Genomic DNA, 18,852 nt, shown 5'->3' on the forward strand with positions numbered 1-18,852 from the left:
TCACCTTGATTACGAACCTTGATATTCTCTCAATAATTGCGGTATGTAATCATATCCATCTACCCCTATTTGCCGGAGAAATTGCGATCGATTTTTTTCCAATACACTTTGGAACGTATCTGCACCAATTTGTCCTTTAATAATAGTCAGTAATCCTGCTGATTGTCGCCATTGCGGAGAAGAAATGCGCTCTAAAAGATACATCCCTGTTGCACCATAGTAAATCGCTTTTTCGATTTCATGTAAACTATAATTAGCTTCTGCCAAATAAGCCAAATTCAACCCTTGTAAATACAAATCTCCAGAAATTCCCGCCGCTTGATAGCCAGTTTCTAAGTAAGAAATCGCCGCTTGAGGTTGAGATAAAACAATGTAAGCTATCCCCAAACTTGTACAACAAAAAGCTTTACTTTGTTGGATTGTATATCCAGCCAAATAGCTATCGCTCAATCTTTCTAATAACTCTAAACCTTGCTGCAAATAATTAATTGCGCCCTCATAAACTTCTGTGTTTAATCGATCTAATTCTTGGGCTTGAAAAACCTCGCTGTAACCGAGATTTGCCAAAGCGTTAGCTTCTCCCAAGCGATCGCCACTTTGCCGACTTAAAATCAACGCCCTTTGACTGTAACTAATCGCTTCCGAGTAATTTTTTTGCGCTACATAAATCCGGCTAATATGATTAAAATTGGCAATTTCGCAAGGTTGATCCTCTGCCGATCGCGCAATTACCAAAGCTTGTTCGTGGAAAGAAATCGCTCGATCGTATTGTCCGATCGCACCGGAAGAATAACCCAACAAAGTGAGAATTCGCGCCTTTTCTTGCGTACCCTCAACCCTTCGCAAAGGTTCATCTAAATAACTAATTGCCGATCGCAAATAATCGCCACTAAAAGAAGCAAAAATACCACCGTACAAAGGAAAGTACTTCTGTTGAGCGAAAGTTCGGAGAATTTGCAACGTTACTTGAAAACAGCCATTACTTAAAGTATTTCTCGCACTAAAACCGCTAGCCAACTGTGACCAAATTAACGCAAAAGTAATAAAAGTAGAAATCGAAAGCTTTGCGCCAAATTTAGCATCATAAACCAGTTTGTCAAACCAATTAACCAAACCTCTTTGTAAACATTGTAAAATTACCGCCAATTCCACAAAAGCCGAAACTTCTACAGTTTGTCGAAAAACAAATTCCGTGACAGACTGATTTAATGCTAAACTTTGAAACACCGCTTTCGGAAAGGGATTATCTACTAAAGAAGCCCATAAACTCCAAGGGCCACTATCCCCAGGAACACCTTCAAAACCTAATTTACCTCGACCTTGATCGTAAATCCAGCTAACCAAATGTTCTTGTAACTTGCCCCAAGATTTTAAACCCTCAGTTAAACCTAAAGCTAATTGCTGAAGTTGTTCATTTAATTCAGAATTAGAAGAATTTTGCGCTTGTTTTTGCAGAGAAGTTGCTAACTGCTGAATTTGGTCTAAATTTAAAGGTTGAGCTTGATTGGGATCGATCGCTTGCAACAAAGCAATTAAGCGATTGTCAGCCTCAGCATTCACAATAGCACTCGTAGACGTAGCGATCGCCGAAGCCACCAGATTTTCCTGGTGATACCGTTGCCATTCGCCTTCAATAGTTTGCAGAGCCCGCAAAACGCGAGTCGCTTTTGCTTGCTTGAGCTCATCCGTAGGATTGTCAATTTCCGACTGTGTGGCGTTAACGCGATCGCTCAAACATTGCTCAAAAATTTCTCCCGTTCCCGCAGTAATACCGCGCAGCAACATCTGATAAACCTGCTGTTTCGAGCGAATTTTTCCCTTCAAGGTAGTTTGAACAATCTCATCAATTAAAGCGAAATAGCGATCGCGCAGAGAAAGAGAGTCGGACATAAGCTTGTGCAATCGGGGTCTTGCTTTAAGATAGCTCGAAAACCACAACTTCTGGGAGAAGACCGAAAAGCGATCTTTAAAGGCAGGGGGTAGGGGGTAGGGGTTAGGGTGTAGGGAAAAAATATTGGAGACTTGGTTCTTCGAGTTCATCAGATTGACGTACCACCGTCACAGTTTTGACAACTCAAAGAGTCAATATAAAAATAAGTTTCGTATTGCTCCTCACACACACACTAACAGAAAAAAAGCCTGGAACTCATGCCTCCAGGCTCTTTTATTTATAAGGCAAAAGGCAGGAGGCAGAAGGTAGGAGGCAGAAGGCAGAAGATAAAAATTCTCTTTCTTCCCCTTGTCCCCTTGTCCCCTTGTCCCCTTGTCCCCTTGTCCCCTTGTCCCCTTGTCCCCTTGTCCCCTTGTCCCCTTGTCCCCTTGTCCCCTTGTCCCCTTGTCCCCTTGTCCCCTAGTCCCCTAGTCCCCTAGTCCCCTAGTCCCCGTTGCCTTTATTTCGCCAACATTTTTGTCACTTCTGCATTCATGAAAGCAATGTCAGGATCGCGTTGAATAGCGCGAAAATACTGCTTTTCCAACAAAGTTCCTTCCGCGCATGGTTGGATGAGAACTCGTGCTTGTTCTAAAAGTTGATTAGCTTCATTCAAAGTCACAGGTTCCTTAGAACCCAAAAACTCATCAATCTGAATAATAAATTGAGAGATAGGACGCAACCAGCTAAACCACTCATCGCCAATCACTAATTGAAAAAACTCGTTGCTTGACTTAATGCGTCCGTGGAACTGTTCGTATTCAACTCGTTCAGAATCGAGTAATGCCTTGTGAAGACGCAACAGCGTTTGCCGTAACTCACGCAGGCGTTGCAAGGTTGAATTTAACAAAGGATCGGTTGAAGTCATCTAGTAGCGAACTGAGTAAACACTTTTCCCATCTTGGCACATTGCTAATTTACAGTGGTTAAATTATTTTGGCTCTCATAGATTTTAATAATAGTTTTAATCAGCTTAATTTCTTGAGATGTTTGTGCCCTAGTGTTTACCTGTGGTATAGAATAGCAATCTTACTGATTACATTTGAGTAAATATTAATACAGAATAGTATTTATTAAACAATAAACCGATCGATATGGCTTCACCAGAAAAGCGCCGCTACACTCCCGCATGGTTAATTTTAGCTGTGGGTACGCTTCTATCAATTTTTGCTGCCCTCACTGTAGCAAAATGGGAAAAAGAAACCCACCGCGCTGAATTCAAAAACCAAGCAGATAATTTAACAACGGCGATGCAACAAAGTATCGATACTAACTTGGGAATGCTCCGTGCTACTGGTAGCTTTTATGCAGCATCAGAAAAAGTTGGGCGACAAGAATTTTCTACTTTTGTTCAAGATTTCATGACTAGATATCCGGGTATTTTAGCATTTAGTTGGTCACGTCGGGTATCAGCAGCTGAGCGACAAACTTACGAGCAAGCAATTCGAGCCGAAGGTTATCCTAACTTTGAAATTGTCGAACGTGGAGCCAACGGTAAAATGTTTAGAGCCAAAGAGCGCCCAGAATATTTTCCCGTAACTTATATAGAAGCTAGACAAAGCCAAGCTGGAGCTTTAGGTTATGATTTAAATTCTGAATCTTCTCGTCGTATTCCTTTAGAAAAAGCCAGAGATACAGGAAAAATGGCGGCTACAGAGAGAATTAAAATTTTTACTACAAAACAACTTGGCTTTTTAACATTTCAACCTATTTACAGCCCTGGTGCTACTCTGAATACTTTAGAATCTCGCCAGAAGAATTTCCAAGGAGTTACCATAGCGGTTTTTCAAATTTATGATATTGTGAAAGCTGCTTTAGCCGGAGTGCAGTTAAATAATATCGACTTTTATTTGTTGGATAATTCTGCTACCGATGAAGAACGTTTTTTATCTTTTTATGTTTCGAGTAACAAACAAATAATAACTGATATCGATCGCACAGTTTCAGAACATATCAATACTGGGTCTTTCTGTAACTACAATTTCTGTACTCGTACCCTGAATGTTGCCGATCGCCAATGGTCACTTTTGCTAATTCCCCAAGCCGAGTATGTAGGCATCCAAGCTTTTTGGAGATCCTGGGTAACGCTGTTTAGTGGTTTAATTTTGACTGGGCTTGTTACTGCTTATTTACTAAGTTCATTACATCACACTTCGGAAGTGGAAAAATTAGTTTTTGAACGCACATTACAAGCCAAACAAGTTCGAGAAACTTTGCAAGATTTACAGAAAAATATGGAAATACTGGACTTAGCTAATGATAGCATTATTATTCGTGACTTAGAGAACCGAATTAATTATTGGAATCAAGGCGCAGAAAGGCTCTATGGTTGGAAAAGATCTGAGTGTATTGGTCAGTATACTCATATATTATTGCAAACCATTTTTCCCACATCTCGTGAAGAAGTTTTTACTGAATTTTTAGCAAAAGGATATTGGCAAGGTGAGTTAATTCATACTAAGCGAAATGGTACAGAAATTACCGTAGAAAGTCGTTGGACTCTACAAAGAGATGAGCGGGGAAATGCGATCGCCATGTTGGAAATAAACAACGATATTACTCAGCGCAAACAAACCGAAGCAGCCATACATAAACTAGCAGCTAGAGAACGGGAAAAAGCCAATCAATTAAAGCAAACATTAAAAGAATTACAAAAAACTCAAACCCAACTTATTCAAACCGAAAAAATGTCTAGTTTGGGTCAATTAGTCGCCGGAGTAGCCCATGAAATTAATAATCCAGTCAACTTCATTTATGGCAATTTATCACATACCGACAACTATATCCAAGAGTTAATCGAACTGATTAATCTCTATCAGCGCCATTATCCCAATCCGGCATCAGAAATTCAAGACTACTATGATACTAATGAAATAGATTTTTTAGTCGAAGACTTGCCAAAAATGTTATCTTCTATGAAAATCGGCGCAGAACGGATCAGGCAAATTGTATTAAGTCTCCGCAACTTCTCGCGCTTCGATGAAGCAGATATGAAAGCGGTAGATATTCATGAAGGCATAGATAACACATTATTAATTTTACAAAATCGCTTAAAAGCCAAACCCAATCATCCAGCTATTGAAGTAATTAAAGAATATGGGAAATTGCCCAAAATTGAATGCTACGCCGGACAACTCAATCAAGTATTTATGAATATTATTAGTAATGCGATCGATGCCTTAGATACTTACAACGAACAGCGTTCTCCCCAAGAAATTGAAAATAAACCCAGTCTTATTAAAATTTTAACCGCCGTTATCGGCGAAGGAACAACAGAAAATCCCCAGCGAGTTTTAATCAAAATAGCTGATAATGGCCCTGGTATGACTCCCGAAGCGAAAAAGCGACTATTCGACCCATTTTTTACCACTAAACCAGTAGGTAAAGGAACAGGTTTGGGATTATCTATTAGTTATCAAATCGTAGTAGACAAGCATGGTGGTATGTTAAGTTGTGAATCAGAATTAGGACAAGGTACAGAATTTATGATTGAAATTCCCATGAATCAACAACAGAAAACAAAAAGTGAGAAATGAGTATATAAAATCACCTTGGCTAAAGTGATATCCTAATAACAAAAATTTCGCAGCTTTACCGATTAAAATTGTTTTGGCAAAGCATGGAGATCCACAAATGTCGAAAAGCTTATGGCAACGACCACATTTATTGAGTGAGAAACAGGATAAAGAAAAACGTGCTAGTTGGCTAGAACTATTTTACGATTTAATCTTTGTCGCTGCGATCGCCGAAGTCGCCCATTATCTACACGGTCATCTCACAGTTTCCGGCTTTTTTAGCTACATACTAATGTTCGTCCCAATTTGGTGGTCTTGGGTAGGTGCAACATTTTACGCCACCAGATTTGATACAGAAAATATTCCCCATAGAGTATTGACATTAATACAGATGGTAGCGATCGCCATCTTAGCTATCAACGTCCATGATGGACTAGGAGAAAACTCGATCGCCTTTGCCCTTTCCTACGTAGCTGTTAGAAGTATTTTAATCTTTCAATATCTTTGCGCCGGACATTTTATCCCCCAAGCAAGACAATTAACCAACTGGTACGCCAAAGGTTTTGGCATCGCCGCTGCTATCTGGTTAATATCAGGTTTTATCCCAGTTCCTTGGCGATTTACACTTTGGGTAGTAGCATTAATTATTGATTTTTGCACACCCCTAACCGCCGGAAAATTAGTCGCCCAAATTCCCCCCCATTTTTCCCATATTCCCGAACGTTTAGGATTATTTACCATCATTGTATTAGGTGAAGCAGTAATAGCCGTAGTTAGAGGAGTCGCCCAACTACAATGGGGCATAGCATCAGCCGCAGTCGCCTTACTAGGAATGCTAATAGCCTTTTGTTTATGGTGGATTTATTTTGATAGTGTAGATGGTTCTCCCCTACGGGCAATGGGTACTGGAAACGTGGGAAAAGGTTTACTTTGGCTATATTCCCATCTCCCTTTAGCAATTGGAATTGCTGGTACTGGTGTAGGAGTAGAACATATTATTGTCTCTGCCAAAAAAGCCACAATATTGCCCAGCGAAGAGAGATGGTTTATTTGCATTTCTCTCATTATCTGCCTAGTTTCCCTGGCAATTATTCATCTCATTACCTGCACTTTAGGCACAGTTAGAAAACGAAAAATTTTAGCCGCTTATCGTCTAGGTTCTGCCGCATTTATTTTAGCGATCGCCATTGCAGGAACACAATTTTCGCCAGTAATGTTAATGATTGTGTTAGGCATAGCTTGTACAATTCAAGTCGTTTTGGATTTAATCAAAGGAACTTTTCAACCGCAAACGGAATCAGCACAATAATCATGACCCAAACTTTCCCGATCGAGCGCACCCTCAAAACATTTAGTCAACTGCAAACTCAATTCAATCTCCAACGCAGCACAAACGAGCAATTTTTCCCTGAATGGCTAAATATTGACACTGAACTAACAGAAAAGGAACAACAAACACTTGATGCCATTCAGCAAAAATACTTTTACCAACTCTCAGATAGTCAACTCGGAGAAGAAACCATTAAACTAATTGTTCTCTCTCCCTTATTAGATTTAGCTGGATTTTTTGAGCCTCCCTTTCGGTTTAAAACTGAAACAAGCGTGCAAATTGCAGTAAAAAGCGATGATGTAATTTATCGAGGGCGTATCGATGCACTTATTCTGCAAGAAAAGCTTTGGATTGTAGTTATAGAATCCCAAGAAACCAGCTTTTCTTTAGAACTTGCTTTGCCACAAACATTAGCTTATATGCAGGCAAATCCCAATCCAGAACGACCAGTTTTCGGGATGGTAACAAATGGCGGAAATTTTATCTTTGTCAAACTGCAAATTCAAGAATTTCCCCAATATGAATTATCTAATGTATTTTCTCTCCTACCTCGGCGCAACCAACTATATGATGTGTTGCAGATTCTCAAAGGTTTGGGACGGATTGCGATCGCATCTTAACCAAAAAACTGCTTCTTTGGCACTTAACACAATCTACAAAAACTCATACCGCACTCACCGTCCACATTTCAGACGATTGAGACTCAAGTCACAACCACAAACGCCTACTGTCACCCTGCTCTTCAAGAAAACCGCTCATTATATTCACATAGATCTAGAGCACAACAGCTAACCATTATCTGAATTGCCCTAGTACCTGTCATGTCTCGCAAGTAGAAGAATTCGATCATGTTTGATGCTACCCAATTAATTATCGATCGCTTCGTCCAAGAACTACGCGAAGGTTATCGGCGGATTTATGGATGGAAACCAGACTACGCCGATATCATCGCTTGGGCGGGAAACATGGCATTAGAAAACATTGCCAACAGTGATGCCCTTTACCACAACGTTGAACACACTATCTTAGTCACTCTCGTAGGACAAGAAATCATGCGGGGTAAGCACATCCGCGAAGGTGGAATATCCTGCGAAGATTGGCTACATGGCATCATTTCTTTGTTGTGCCATGACATTGGCTATGTTAAAGGTGTTTGTCGTCAAGATAAACCACTAGAAAACTTATACGCCACCGGAATCAACGGCGAAATGGTCAGATTAAACCCGGGAGCTTCTGATGCCAGTTTAGCCCCTTATCATGTAGACCGAGGTAAACAGTTTATTCAAGAACGCTTTGGCTATCACAAACTCATTGATGCCTCAACCATACAATGTAATATTGAATTAACTCGTTTCCCAGTACCCAACGATGAAGACCATCAAGATAAAGGAAACTGTCCCGGTTTAGTTCGCGCCGCTGATTTGATTGGTCAATTAAGCGACCCCAGATATTTGAAAAAAATTGGCGCACTTTATTACGAATTTGAAGAAACAGGCGTGAACAAAAATCTCGGCTACCGCCATCCCGGAGATGTACGCCATAATTACGCCAAGTTCTACTGGAATGTGGTTTATCCTTATATCGATCAAGCACTCAGACATTTGGAATTAACCCAGGAAGGTAAACAAATTTTGGCAAATCTTTACGCCAATGTCTTCGTTGTGGAACATGAAATGCCCTTGGTTGAGGCTGCGTGAATCAACATCAGCTAGCCAAATCTGACAGAAATTATGCGGAGTAGCTCACTATGACTTTCAAAATTCTCAGCTTAGATGGTGGCGGAATGCGGGGAATTATTTCGGCTCGCATTCTTCAAGAAGTAGAAAGACAAGTTCAAGAGAAAGAAGGTAAACCCTTACACCAATATTTTGACCTGATAGCCGGAACTTCTACCGGATCAATACTAGCCGCATCAATTGCTACTGGAAAAACCGCTCAACAATTGGTTAATCTCTATAGAACCAAAGGAAAAATTATTTTTCCGCCAAGCTTTCTGCCAGCATTACAGCCAATTATTGATCTCTTCTCCTCTTCTAGATATAGTCATGAAGGTTTGATAAAGACTTTAAGAACAGAGTTAGGAATCATCAGAATTAGCCAAATTCAACATCCGATGATCTTAATTCTCGCTTATGATTTGCTGTATCGGAACACTACTTTTTTCACTAATTGTCATCCAGATATTGGGGCGCGATGGTACGACGATACCCCACTTTGGGAAATTTGCGTTAGCTCATCTTCCGCACCGACTTACTTCCCTCCATATCTATTAAAACCCTACAAAACGGAAATTTTTGGCAATTGGTCTTTTCCCCATATTGATGGGGGAGTCTCTGCCAATAACCCATCTTTAGCGGCAATTAGTTTAGCTTTAAGGATTAGTCAAAACCCAGATGTGCCGCTAGAAATCAAGCAAAAATATAAACTTGATAATCTCAAATTGGAAGACATTTCTGTACTTTCTGTGAGCACTGGGCGCAGTGGAGAACCATATCTTTATGAAGAAGCAAAAGAGTGGAGACCTTTAGATTGGGCGCAAAAAATTGTTGATGTATTTATGGAACCTAACGCTGAAATTTCCACTACAATTTGTCGGCAAATTATGGGAGGAGCGTTCTCAAAACGTTATTTAAGGCTTGAGTTTGAATTAAATGAAAAATTCAGGGCTAAAGCGAACGAAACTTATAAAGATACTCGCGAATTAGTCGGCAAAGATCAGCGAATTAACAGGTTTACTCAACAGCCACTGAGTGAAGCAATTGATGATGCTAGCGATCGATATATCAACGATGCACTGGCGGCGGCAAAAGCATACGTTGAAAAGGGTTGCACCTATTATACAAGAAACGATTGTGGGCCTTTGGTGAAAGATGCGATCGCAGGCTTCATCGCAGCAAACAAAGCACCCGAAAAATCCCCACTATTACAAACTCCGGTGTAACGACTTCAGTCGTTCCCTTACCAGTGAGAAAAACTAACGTCCGTTGTAACGACTTCAGTCGTTCCCTTACCACAGAGAAAAACTATCGTACTTGTAAAACTTGCACCAAATCTCCTACATTTACCAAAGTTTTTCCCACTGGTAAAACAGCTAACCCATTAGTTTGTGCCAAATTAATCAAATTTCCTGAACTCTGGCTACCACCAGCCAGAGTAAATTCATATTCCCCATTTACTAAAAGTAATTTTCCCCAAAAATAAGACTCTTTTTTGCCATCAGATTTCAAATTGTGTTGAGTTTTTGCTTGCACAAATATTGGTTGCCAAAAATCCGAAATTCCCGACATTTTTTTAATTGCTGGTTGTACAAATCGCCAAAAAGTTACTAACGATGAAACAGGATTTCCTGGTAAACCAAAGTACAGAATTGGCGATCGCTCATTACCAGAATTAAAACTAGCAAAAGTCAAAGGTTTTCCGGGTTTAACCGCAATGGCGCGAAAGTGAATTTCTCCACCTAATGAAGAGAGAATTTGCTCCACAAAATCATAATCTCCCACGGAAACACCGCCCGAAGAAATTACAATATCCGCAGATTCTAAAGCTTGAGAAATCGCATTTTTTAACTGTTCTGGATCGTCGGGAATAATTCCCAACATTTGGGGTATTGCGCCAGCTTGTGTCACCAAAGTCGCCAAAGCATATTGATTTGAGTCTACCAACTGACCGGGTTTTAATGGTTGGTCAGGCGTTACCAGTTCGTCGCCAGTGGAAAGAATTGCCACCACCGGACGGCGATAAACTGGAATTTGGGTACATTGGGCGGAAGCGAGGACAGCAATTTCGGTTGCGCCAATGCTAATCCCCGGAGAAAGTAAAGGTGTTCCCGCTTGGGAAAAAGAACCTTTGTAGCGAACGAAAGCTTGAGGTGCAGGCTCACTTAAAATGGTGACAGAATTACCTTCTCGCTGCGTCACTTCCTGCATGACTACAGTATCCGCCCCTGCTGGCATCATTGCGCCTGTGAAAATTCGCGCTGCTTGTCCGGGTAAAATTGATTTTTGCGGGGCTTTTCCTGCCGGAATTTCGGCAATAATCTCTAAAATTGCCGGATTTTCGGCATTACATCCAGCGACATCGGTATGACGGACAGCGTAACCATCCATCGCTGAATTATCCCAATGGGGAAAGTCTAACTGACTGGTGATTTCTTGAGCCAGAATCCGCCCGGATGCGCCCAAAAGGTCTACAATCTCTATATCCCTCTCAGGATTGAGGGGGTGGACTGAGTTGGCGATAATTTGTTCGGCTTGTTGGACTGATAGCATGGGATTTAAAAGTGAAGCGTCTAGTTGCTGAACTTACCCGAAATATGAAATGATAGATATTTGTGTTTAATTCTGCCCAGACTTTAGAGTTTGTAAAATTATGGCTAAAGGTGTTCGCATCATTGTGACATTGGAATGTACCGAATGTCGCACGAACCCGGAAAAGCGATCGCCCGGTGTTTCTCGGTATACCACACAAAAGAACCGTCGCAATACGACGGCGAGGCTAGAACTGAAAAAATTCTGCCCCCACTGTAACAAACATACCGCTCACAAAGAAATCAAATAGTCATTAGTCATAGTTACCTCTAACTAGCGACCAATGACCCAAGCAACTATTGCCAAGGAAAATTGACCATGACATATTTTCGTCGTCGCCTATCTCCGATTAAGCCTAGCGAACCCATCGATTATAAAGATGTGGATTTGCTCCGCAAGTTTATCACCGAGCGCGGTAAAATTCTGCCCCGCCGAATCACTGGTTTGACTGCTAAACAGCAAAGAGATTTGACTATTGCCATCAAGCGGGCAAGAATTCTGGCATTATTGCCATTTATTAACCAAGAAGGTTAAACCAAAAATAGATGAGTGATGAGTGATGAGTTTTGCAGATCAAAATGCTGTAAGGGCGGGTTTTGGAAATAAGTTGTTGATTACCAAACAATGATAATGACTAAACCCGCCCCTACAACTCAAAACTCACAACTCCCAATATTTGCAATCTGGGGATTTTGGCAATTGTGGAAAAGGGAAGGCTGGTTGAATTTAGATTACATGGAGAACGGCGTTTAGCTGTTGCGGAACGTCCAGATGGCAAAACTAACTGGATTGTAGTTGACGATCGCGGACAATCTTACAATATTCATCCCCGACAAGTCACTTATGAAGTTAACGGTGCAACCTACCAACCAAAAGAAATTCCGCAGTTTCGCAAAGAGGTAGAAACCTATCTCGACCCAACGAGTTTAGAAGTGGCTTGGGAAATTTTGTCAGAAACCGGAGAAAGTGTAAATATTCCAGGGATGGCAATGTTGCTGTTTTCTGAGCAAAATCAAGCTCAGTGTTATGCAGCATATTACCTCCTCTCGGAAGACAAGATTTATTTTAAGCAAAAGAACGATCGCTACGAACCACGTTCGGCAACTTTGGTAGGAGAAATTAAACACCAAATAGAAGTAGCTGAACAACGGAAACGGGAATCAGAAGAGTTTTTGACTCTGGTACAACAAATAATCTCTGGCAAACCATTAGAATCATACAGTAGCGTCCGAGAAGCATTTTCTGAACCTAGATATCGTAATCGGATTGATGCGTTAGAAAGGTACGTCATACTAGGAGAGGAAGCTACTGGGCGAGCTTTAGCCCAGGAAACTTTGGCTGCTCTAGAATTACCAACAAACCCTCAAGCGGCTTTTGATTTGTTGGTGAAATTGGGATTGTGGAGTTACCATGAAAACCTGTTTCTCCGGCGCAGTCAGATTCCAGTTCACTTTTCAAATAAGGTGCTAGAAGTGGCTCAGCTGCGTATTGATACTCCACCGCCAGATCCGGATAGCGATCGCTTGGATCTGGTCCATCTCAAGGTTTATACCATTGATGATGAGAGTACTACGGAAATAGATGATGGTTTAAGTTGGGAAAAACTTCCCGATGGTAGGGGACGTTTGTGGATACATATTGCTGACCCTAGTCGTTGGGTAATGCCAGGTGATGAATTAGACCTGGAAGCAAGACGGCGTAGCACTACGTTATATTTGCCTACAGGAATGATTCCCATGTTCCCGACAGAGTTGGCGACAGGGCCAATGAGTTTGGTACAGGGGAAAATTTGTAACGCCCTCAGTTTTGGGGTAATTTTGGATGAAACTGGCGCAGTGCAAGAGTACAGTATTCATCCGGCAATTATTAAGCCTACTTATCGGCTGACTTACGAAGATGTGGATGAGATGCTGGATCTGGCAGTACCAGCAGAACCGGAATTAACTGCGATCGCCAAAGCCGCCCAAATCAGGCAAGCTTGGCGACAGTCTCAAGGGGCAATTACAATTAATTTGCCCGAAGGACTGATTAAGGTGGAAGATGACGAGATCCATATTCATGTGTTGGATGACTCGCAATCTCGTGTTATGGTCGCGGAAATGATGATTTTGACTGGGGAAGTAGCCGCCCGTTATGGTCAAGAACATGGGTTAGCTTTGCCTTTTCGCGGTCAGCCACAACCAGAATTACCCTCAGAAGAAGAGTTATTGCTGCTTCCGGCTGGGCCTGCCCGTGCTTGTGCAATGCGGCGTTGTATGCCTCGCAGCGAGATTAGCATTACTCCGGCACGTCACGCTAGTTTAGGGTTGAATACCTACAGTCAGGTAACTTCTCCGATTCGCCGTTACAGCGATTTGTTGGCGCATTTCCAAATTAAAGCGCATTTGCGGGGGGAACCCTTGCCTTTTTCCGCAGATGAATTAAGGGAAGTGATGATGAGTGTGTCAATGGTGACGCAAGAAGCTAGTTTGGTGGAACGGCAAACTCATCGTTATTGGGCGTTAGAATATTTGCGGCGTAACCCTGGACAAGTTTGGCAGGCTTTGTTGTTGCGTTGGTTAAGGGAAGATGACAGGTTAGGTTTGATTTTGTTGGAAGATTTGGGTTTAGAGTTGCCAATGGGCTTTAGGCGATCGGTTCAGTTGGGCGATCGCTTAGATGTTCGCGTCAGCTACGTCGATCCGCGCCTTGATGTAATCAAGTTTGAAGAAACCAGCGATCAAACAGCACAAGCAACCGCTAGTTAACAAAATTTATGATGAAAACTTTGGTTATACAAAGTAGTTAGCCAACGCAGAAAAAGCTTTAACAGCGACCTTCTGCGTTTTGCTTTTATACCAATAAACGTTCATTTATAACATTTTCACTATTCACCCAAACATCATCATTTTCTTCTATAAAACTAGTGATAAAAAATTCTACTTGAATTAATCCAAATTCGATTAAGTCGCCGTCTTTAAGCAAGCAACTTTCTAGACTCTTTAACCTTTGATTATTAACTTTAGTCCCGTTTCTGCTGCCAGCATCTTTAATAAAAAATTTGTTTCCAGCTTCGTGACCTAGAATAGCATGACAACGAGAGATGGAGAGTTCGGGAATGGCGATCGAACAATCCGATTTACTCCGTCCAATTATCCATCGTTCAGAATGATCGATAATCTGAACAGTTTCCGCATGGGAAAGATTAGTTACTAAAAAAGTTGACTTCCCTGTACTCACAGCCTGAATATAAAAAGGCGCTATTTCACAACGTTTAGGAGCATTTAAAATTGGCTCTATAATTGTTGTTAATTGATCTATATCATTTTGGCAGTTGGCTACCAAGGAGCGTAAAAAAGAAGTATTCTTTTCTAAGAATTTGAACGCTTTATCTGTATTTTGGGTTGGATAAGTTAGGTCTGAAAGCATACCGATTCTCTACAAAACGTGCCAAAAATAATACACAGATGCACCTTTGCACAATAGGTAATGCTATTTCAACCTTCAGGTGCAACAGTATAGATAAAGGTGTACTACATTCCCCAAAGTTTCACAATCACTAAAAGGTGAGATTTTACGAAAACTTTAAATATTTTTCCCGGATTACCGAGCTTTATAAAGATTTTGCTAAGAAGAGTCTAGATAATTATGCTGTTATTTATCGTAAGTATTCAAATGATTAACTCTACAATCCGGGTAATTATAGGGAGACTTTGGTAACGCATAGATAATACTGATGCAACGAAGTGTGATAACTATGCTCACTTTATACGTATTTTCCCCAATTTATCCTGAAACTAAATTTCAGACAGCTATGTAACTGGCATAGTAAAAGTCGCGCTCTCCCAAAAGACAGCCAATATCTTTTGATATAAGGTCATGATTGGGTTTCTAGCTGTGGTAGCCATCTCATGTCATCCTCAAATCCCCGCTTTGTAAAAATAGAAATCACCGCCAGTTCCTCCGATCCACAACTTTTGGCAGGTTTAGATGCTTTGTTGCGCTTGGGTTTGCTGACTGATGCCCAAGTCCTACAAATATCTCGGCAATACTTGAGTTGTCGTTTACCACAAGTAACTGCGACAGCAACCGTTCCTGCAACGAACAGCCGCAATGAGTCAGATCTGGTTGTTCCTGTGGCTGCGGAAACTGCAACTGGCAGAACAAAAGCGACGACTCAGGAACCACCAAGCCGAATTAACCTCATTTTACAGTCACTCATGGCGGAACTTAGCGTCAGGTGGCTGCTATTTTTAGGTGTTTTCATGGTGGTAGTTTCCTCCGGGCTGTTGGCGGCTACTCAATGGGAAAAATTTCCCTCTTTTGGACAGTACGGAATTTTACTAGGTTATACTTTGATTTTTTGGTTAGTCAGTTTTTGGGCGGGTAAACAAAGTAATTTACGATTAACAGCCCAAACTTTGCAGGCGGTAACTTTGTGTTTAGTACCTGTAAATTTTTGGGCAATGGATGGTTTTCGTTTGTGGGGAAATTTATGGGAATGGCTAACAGTAGGAATTGCTTCTGTTGCCCTTACAGGAATTACTATTTTAATTTTACAACCTCAGCGTTCCTATCATAACCGTTTGGGATTAATTAACTATTTAGGATTAAGTTATTTACACTGGGGTTGGGGATTTTCCGGCTTTCCCTTAATTGCTGTTTATTTAGGGATTTGTGGTACTAGTTTGGCGACAGTTTATACTTATCGGAATTGGGGAAGGCGAGAAGAATCAGGGGAGAATAATCAGTTAGCGATCGCCAATATTCAAAGAGTAACTACAGCGGTAATTTATGCAGTGGCGGTTTTGTTAATTCGGGCAATTTTCTTAAGCAGAACTCCTGTAGAAATTACTCAGTTAGGTTTAGCAATAGGAATTTGTGGCTGGCTTTTAGCTTGGCTGTCGCAACAAAGACCAAATCCTTTAACTTCTGCACCGCCTTTTTCGCAAGTAAATTGGGAATTATTGGGAGGAATTTTATTATTTTTAGGTTGGCTGGTTTCAGTAATTGACTTTCCCGGACAAGCTTTAGCAGTAAGTGGAATTGGTTTATGGTTTTTTGATAATCGGTTAAAACGCTTTTGGGGCAGGTTTAGTTTAGCAGCTTTTTTATTAATCGGTTTTCAGGCAATTTTCTTGTTTTGGCGGTTAGTTCCTGTCAACATTCAACAAACTTTAGTTAATACAGCCCTGCAATTAGCTAATGCAGAAACTCACTCTTACACTTTGTTAGGTGTGGTGTTATTCCCTTATGTAATTTTTATTGTGGGAGTGACTAATTGGTTAGATAAACGTCAGAAGCCCGATTTAGTAAGGTTTGGCGAAGGAATAGCTTTATTTTTAGGTTTGATATTGACTTTAATTAGTTTACTCAATCCTTTGTTGCGATCGCTAAACCTCCTAGCCTCCACCCTAACCTTAGCATTTGTCACTCAAAAACGCCCCCGCACAGCTTTAGTTTACCTAACTCACATTTCTGGGTTACTAACAATAACCTCAACCATTGACTATCTATTGCCAAATTTAAATGTAAATATCTGGATGGCAATTTTACAAGGTTTAATGGTAACAGAATTTATATTTAGCATCAACAATACCCCAGTCCCCAATCCCCAATCCCCAATCCCCAGTCCCCAACAAAATTGGCGGCGCAGTTCGTGGGATTTAGGTTTAAGTTTAGCAGCGTTGACTTATGTAATTCCCCTTAATATTAATGACAGTAATCCTATACCGAGTTTGCTATGGTTAATTACACCTTTGGCGTTGACTGGCGTGGCAACTTTTGGCGGAAGTTCGCGCCGAGAATTAGCTGCTTCGTTAAGTATAGCTGCTAATGTTTTGGCGCAAGTTTTACTGTTTCCCTTTCCCGAAACCAGGTTATTTGGTTTAGGTTTAGCGACTGTATTGATGTTTGTAAATACTCGATATTTACAATATTTATTAGCAGCAATAATTACTATTGGTTTTGGATTAATTTTCTGTACCCAATTGCTTTGGGATAGAGTTTTAGGATTTCGAGAGTCGATACCAGCTTGGTTGATTGCTGTTGCGATCGCTATTAATATACTATGGTTATATCGCAGCTTTCTTGCTAAGAAAAGCACTACTTTAGCCAGAGTTTACACCGAAGCAACTGACAAATGGGCAACTGTTCTTTGTGGTTTTGAACTATTGCTGCTAACTTTCCATTCCGCCAGCCTTTATTCAGGATTTCTTCCCCCTTCAATCCCCGTTTTAATCGCCATAATTCTCATTTTTATTGCTATTGCTTATCGAAATTGGCAACAACCTACTAATTTGGCAATCTTTGCTTTAGCTTGGAGTTTGGAACTTTTAACCGCCCAAATCATTGGTTTTGTTGGTCGTTCATTAATCAATTTAAGCATAGCTAATATTGCATTAGGTTTAACAACTCAGCTTTTAGGTGATTGGTGGCGACGCAAAGTTGGCGCAGAAAGATTCCCTGTAAGTTTGCATATCGTTCCGTTAATTTATGGCATTTTAGGCGGTGTTTTACGTTCGGGTAATTTGGCAAATTGGACAGGTTTAAGTTCAATGGCAATTTCTTTAATTGCTATTGGAATCGGTAGACGCAAAGCAGATTTCAAACCTTTACTTTATTTGGGTTTATTCGGTGTTTCCGCTTCAGCTTATGAATTACTATTTTATCAACTTTTACAATCAGATAAAGGAGGATTTGGCGATGGTTTAATTGCAATGGCGGCGCTTGGTACTGGTATTATGTACGCTTATCGAGTGTTATCGCCTTGGTTGTTGCGTTATTTACCAATTACACCTGAAGAATTAAAAATAATTGCTCATTTGCATTGGGTTTGGAGTAGCTTTTTATTAATGTTTGCTATTATAAACCCAATTCAAGGTAGCAGATTTATCGGATTAGGTGTAGGTTTGTTTTTGATTCAATATGCAATCTTACAAGGGCGCAATAATCCTAACTTAAAATTGGCAGAAGCTTGGGTTTATTTGGGACTTTTAGAAGCGGCGGCGATTAGATTTTATTGGCAAGGTACGCCAGTAGAAGTGTTATTTTCCGATCCTTTGAAACCTTTTCGAGTGGCGATCGCTTGTATTGTGGCATACTTTTTCTATATCTTACCTTGGCAAAATTGGGGTTGGTCTAAAAGACCTTGGTTAGTAGCAGCAATTGTTTGGCCTTTAGTAATTATTTGGGAAACTCGCTTAATTGTCCACCCAGTTAGTTTACTGGTTGCTGCCGGATTTTATATTATCATTGCTTGGCTCGATCGCCAAATCCGTTTTTCTTACATTAGCGCAGCATTAATTAACTGGACATTGTGGCGTTGGTTTTTAGATTTACGACTTACAAATGCTTTGTGGTATGTTATTCCTGTTGGTTTATCTTTGCTATATATCGCCCAAGTCGATCCAACTTTAAACCAACCAGAACAAAGAGAAAACCGTCATTACTTACGCTGTTTAGGAATTGGTACAATTTGTTTAGTTTCCCTGTGGACAGAACAATGGACGGGGCTAGGTTCTGGTATCCTAAGTATAGTAGCAATTTTCGCCGGATTAGCTCTCAGAACCCGCGCTTTTCTGTATATTGGAACTATCACCTTTTTAATCAATGCCTTTAATCAGTTAGTAATTCTTAACTTCCGTTACTCATTTTTTAAATGGTTAATCGGTTTATTGGTTGGCATTGTGTTTATTTGGATAGCTGCTAACTTTGAAACTCGTAGAGAACAGCTAACAACTTTATTAAGAAACTGGATTACTGAATTACAAAACTGGGAATAATTTACAT

At 40.6% G+C, this 18,852-nt stretch carries 13 protein-coding genes; 9 read left to right on the top strand and 4 right to left on the bottom strand.

Annotated features, from left to right (window positions below):
* Positions 1-9 precede the first annotated feature (9 nt).
* Positions 10-1,890, bottom strand: coding sequence for a tetratricopeptide repeat protein (locus ACE1CI_RS27475; RefSeq protein ID WP_413263439.1), 1,881 nt, complete (start codon positions 1,888-1,890; stop codon positions 10-12).
* A 500-nt stretch (positions 1,891-2,390) separates the two neighbouring features.
* Entirely contained in the window at positions 2,391-2,798 is a 408-nt protein-coding gene (locus ACE1CI_RS27480; protein WP_413263440.1) for a hypothetical protein, read from the bottom strand.
* Positions 2,799-3,024: 226 nt separating this feature from the next.
* Here ACE1CI_RS27480 and ACE1CI_RS27485 point away from each other — a divergent pair, with 226 nt between their 5' ends.
* The 5 genes from ACE1CI_RS27485 (at position 3,025) to ACE1CI_RS27505 (ending at position 9,716) form a co-directional block, all read left to right on the top strand.
* The gene (locus tag ACE1CI_RS27485) at positions 3,025-5,466 is read left to right on the top strand and encodes a CHASE domain-containing protein (RefSeq protein WP_413263441.1); all 2,442 of its coding nucleotides are present in this window, start codon (positions 3,025-3,027) and stop codon (positions 5,464-5,466) included.
* 97 nt (positions 5,467-5,563) lie between these two features.
* Positions 5,564-6,754, top strand: a complete 1,191-nt coding sequence (locus tag ACE1CI_RS27490) for a low temperature requirement protein A (protein WP_413263442.1) — start codon at positions 5,564-5,566, stop codon at positions 6,752-6,754.
* A 2-nt stretch (positions 6,755-6,756) separates the two neighbouring features.
* Positions 6,757-7,395 (top strand): type I restriction endonuclease subunit R, encoded by a 639-nt coding sequence (locus ACE1CI_RS27495; protein ID WP_413263443.1) that lies wholly within the window; start codon positions 6,757-6,759, stop codon positions 7,393-7,395.
* 228 nt (positions 7,396-7,623) lie between these two features.
* Positions 7,624-8,472 carry an Npun_R2479 family HD domain-containing metalloprotein gene (locus ACE1CI_RS27500; protein ID WP_496615866.1) on the top strand — a complete coding sequence of 283 codons (849 nt, stop codon included), beginning with the start codon at positions 7,624-7,626 and terminating at the stop codon, positions 8,470-8,472.
* A gap of 50 nt (positions 8,473-8,522) precedes the next feature.
* A complete protein-coding gene (locus ACE1CI_RS27505; protein ID WP_413263445.1) occupies positions 8,523-9,716 on the top strand; it encodes a patatin-like phospholipase family protein in 1,194 nt (397 codons plus the stop codon).
* A gap of 82 nt (positions 9,717-9,798) precedes the next feature.
* Here the strand turns inward: ACE1CI_RS27505 and ACE1CI_RS27510 are convergent, their stop codons facing one another.
* Positions 9,799-11,043, bottom strand: coding sequence for a molybdopterin molybdotransferase MoeA (locus tag ACE1CI_RS27510; protein ID WP_413263446.1), 1,245 nt, complete (start codon positions 11,041-11,043; stop codon positions 9,799-9,801).
* A gap of 100 nt (positions 11,044-11,143) precedes the next feature.
* On the opposite strand from ACE1CI_RS27510, the gene rpmG reads away from it, so the two are divergent.
* The 3 genes from rpmG to ACE1CI_RS27525 all read left to right on the top strand — a co-directional run bounded on the left by rpmG (position 11,144) and on the right by ACE1CI_RS27525 (position 13,829).
* Positions 11,144-11,332, top strand: coding sequence for a 50S ribosomal protein L33 (rpmG, locus tag ACE1CI_RS27515; RefSeq protein WP_413263447.1), 189 nt, complete (start codon positions 11,144-11,146; stop codon positions 11,330-11,332).
* A 68-nt stretch (positions 11,333-11,400) separates the two neighbouring features.
* Entirely contained in the window at positions 11,401-11,616 is a 216-nt protein-coding gene (gene rpsR, locus ACE1CI_RS27520; RefSeq protein ID WP_073594967.1) for a 30S ribosomal protein S18, read from the top strand.
* A 167-nt stretch (positions 11,617-11,783) separates the two neighbouring features.
* Positions 11,784-13,829, top strand: a complete 2,046-nt coding sequence (locus ACE1CI_RS27525; RefSeq protein WP_413263451.1) for a ribonuclease catalytic domain-containing protein — start codon at positions 11,784-11,786, stop codon at positions 13,827-13,829.
* Positions 13,830-13,914: 85 nt separating this feature from the next.
* On the opposite strand, the gene ACE1CI_RS27530 is transcribed toward ACE1CI_RS27525, so the two are convergent.
* The gene (locus ACE1CI_RS27530; protein WP_413263448.1) at positions 13,915-14,490 is read right to left on the bottom strand and encodes an FHA domain-containing protein; all 576 of its coding nucleotides are present in this window, start codon (positions 14,488-14,490) and stop codon (positions 13,915-13,917) included.
* A gap of 482 nt (positions 14,491-14,972) precedes the next feature.
* On the opposite strand from ACE1CI_RS27530, the gene ACE1CI_RS27535 reads away from it, so the two are divergent.
* Positions 14,973-18,845, top strand: coding sequence for a hypothetical protein (locus ACE1CI_RS27535; protein ID WP_413263449.1), 3,873 nt, complete (start codon positions 14,973-14,975; stop codon positions 18,843-18,845).
* Positions 18,846-18,852: the final 7 nt, after the last annotated feature.

It is taken from the genome of Floridaenema flaviceps BLCC-F50 (assembly GCF_041929275.2).
Lineage (GTDB): Bacteria > Cyanobacteriota > Cyanobacteriia > Cyanobacteriales > Aerosakkonemataceae > Floridanema > Floridanema flaviceps.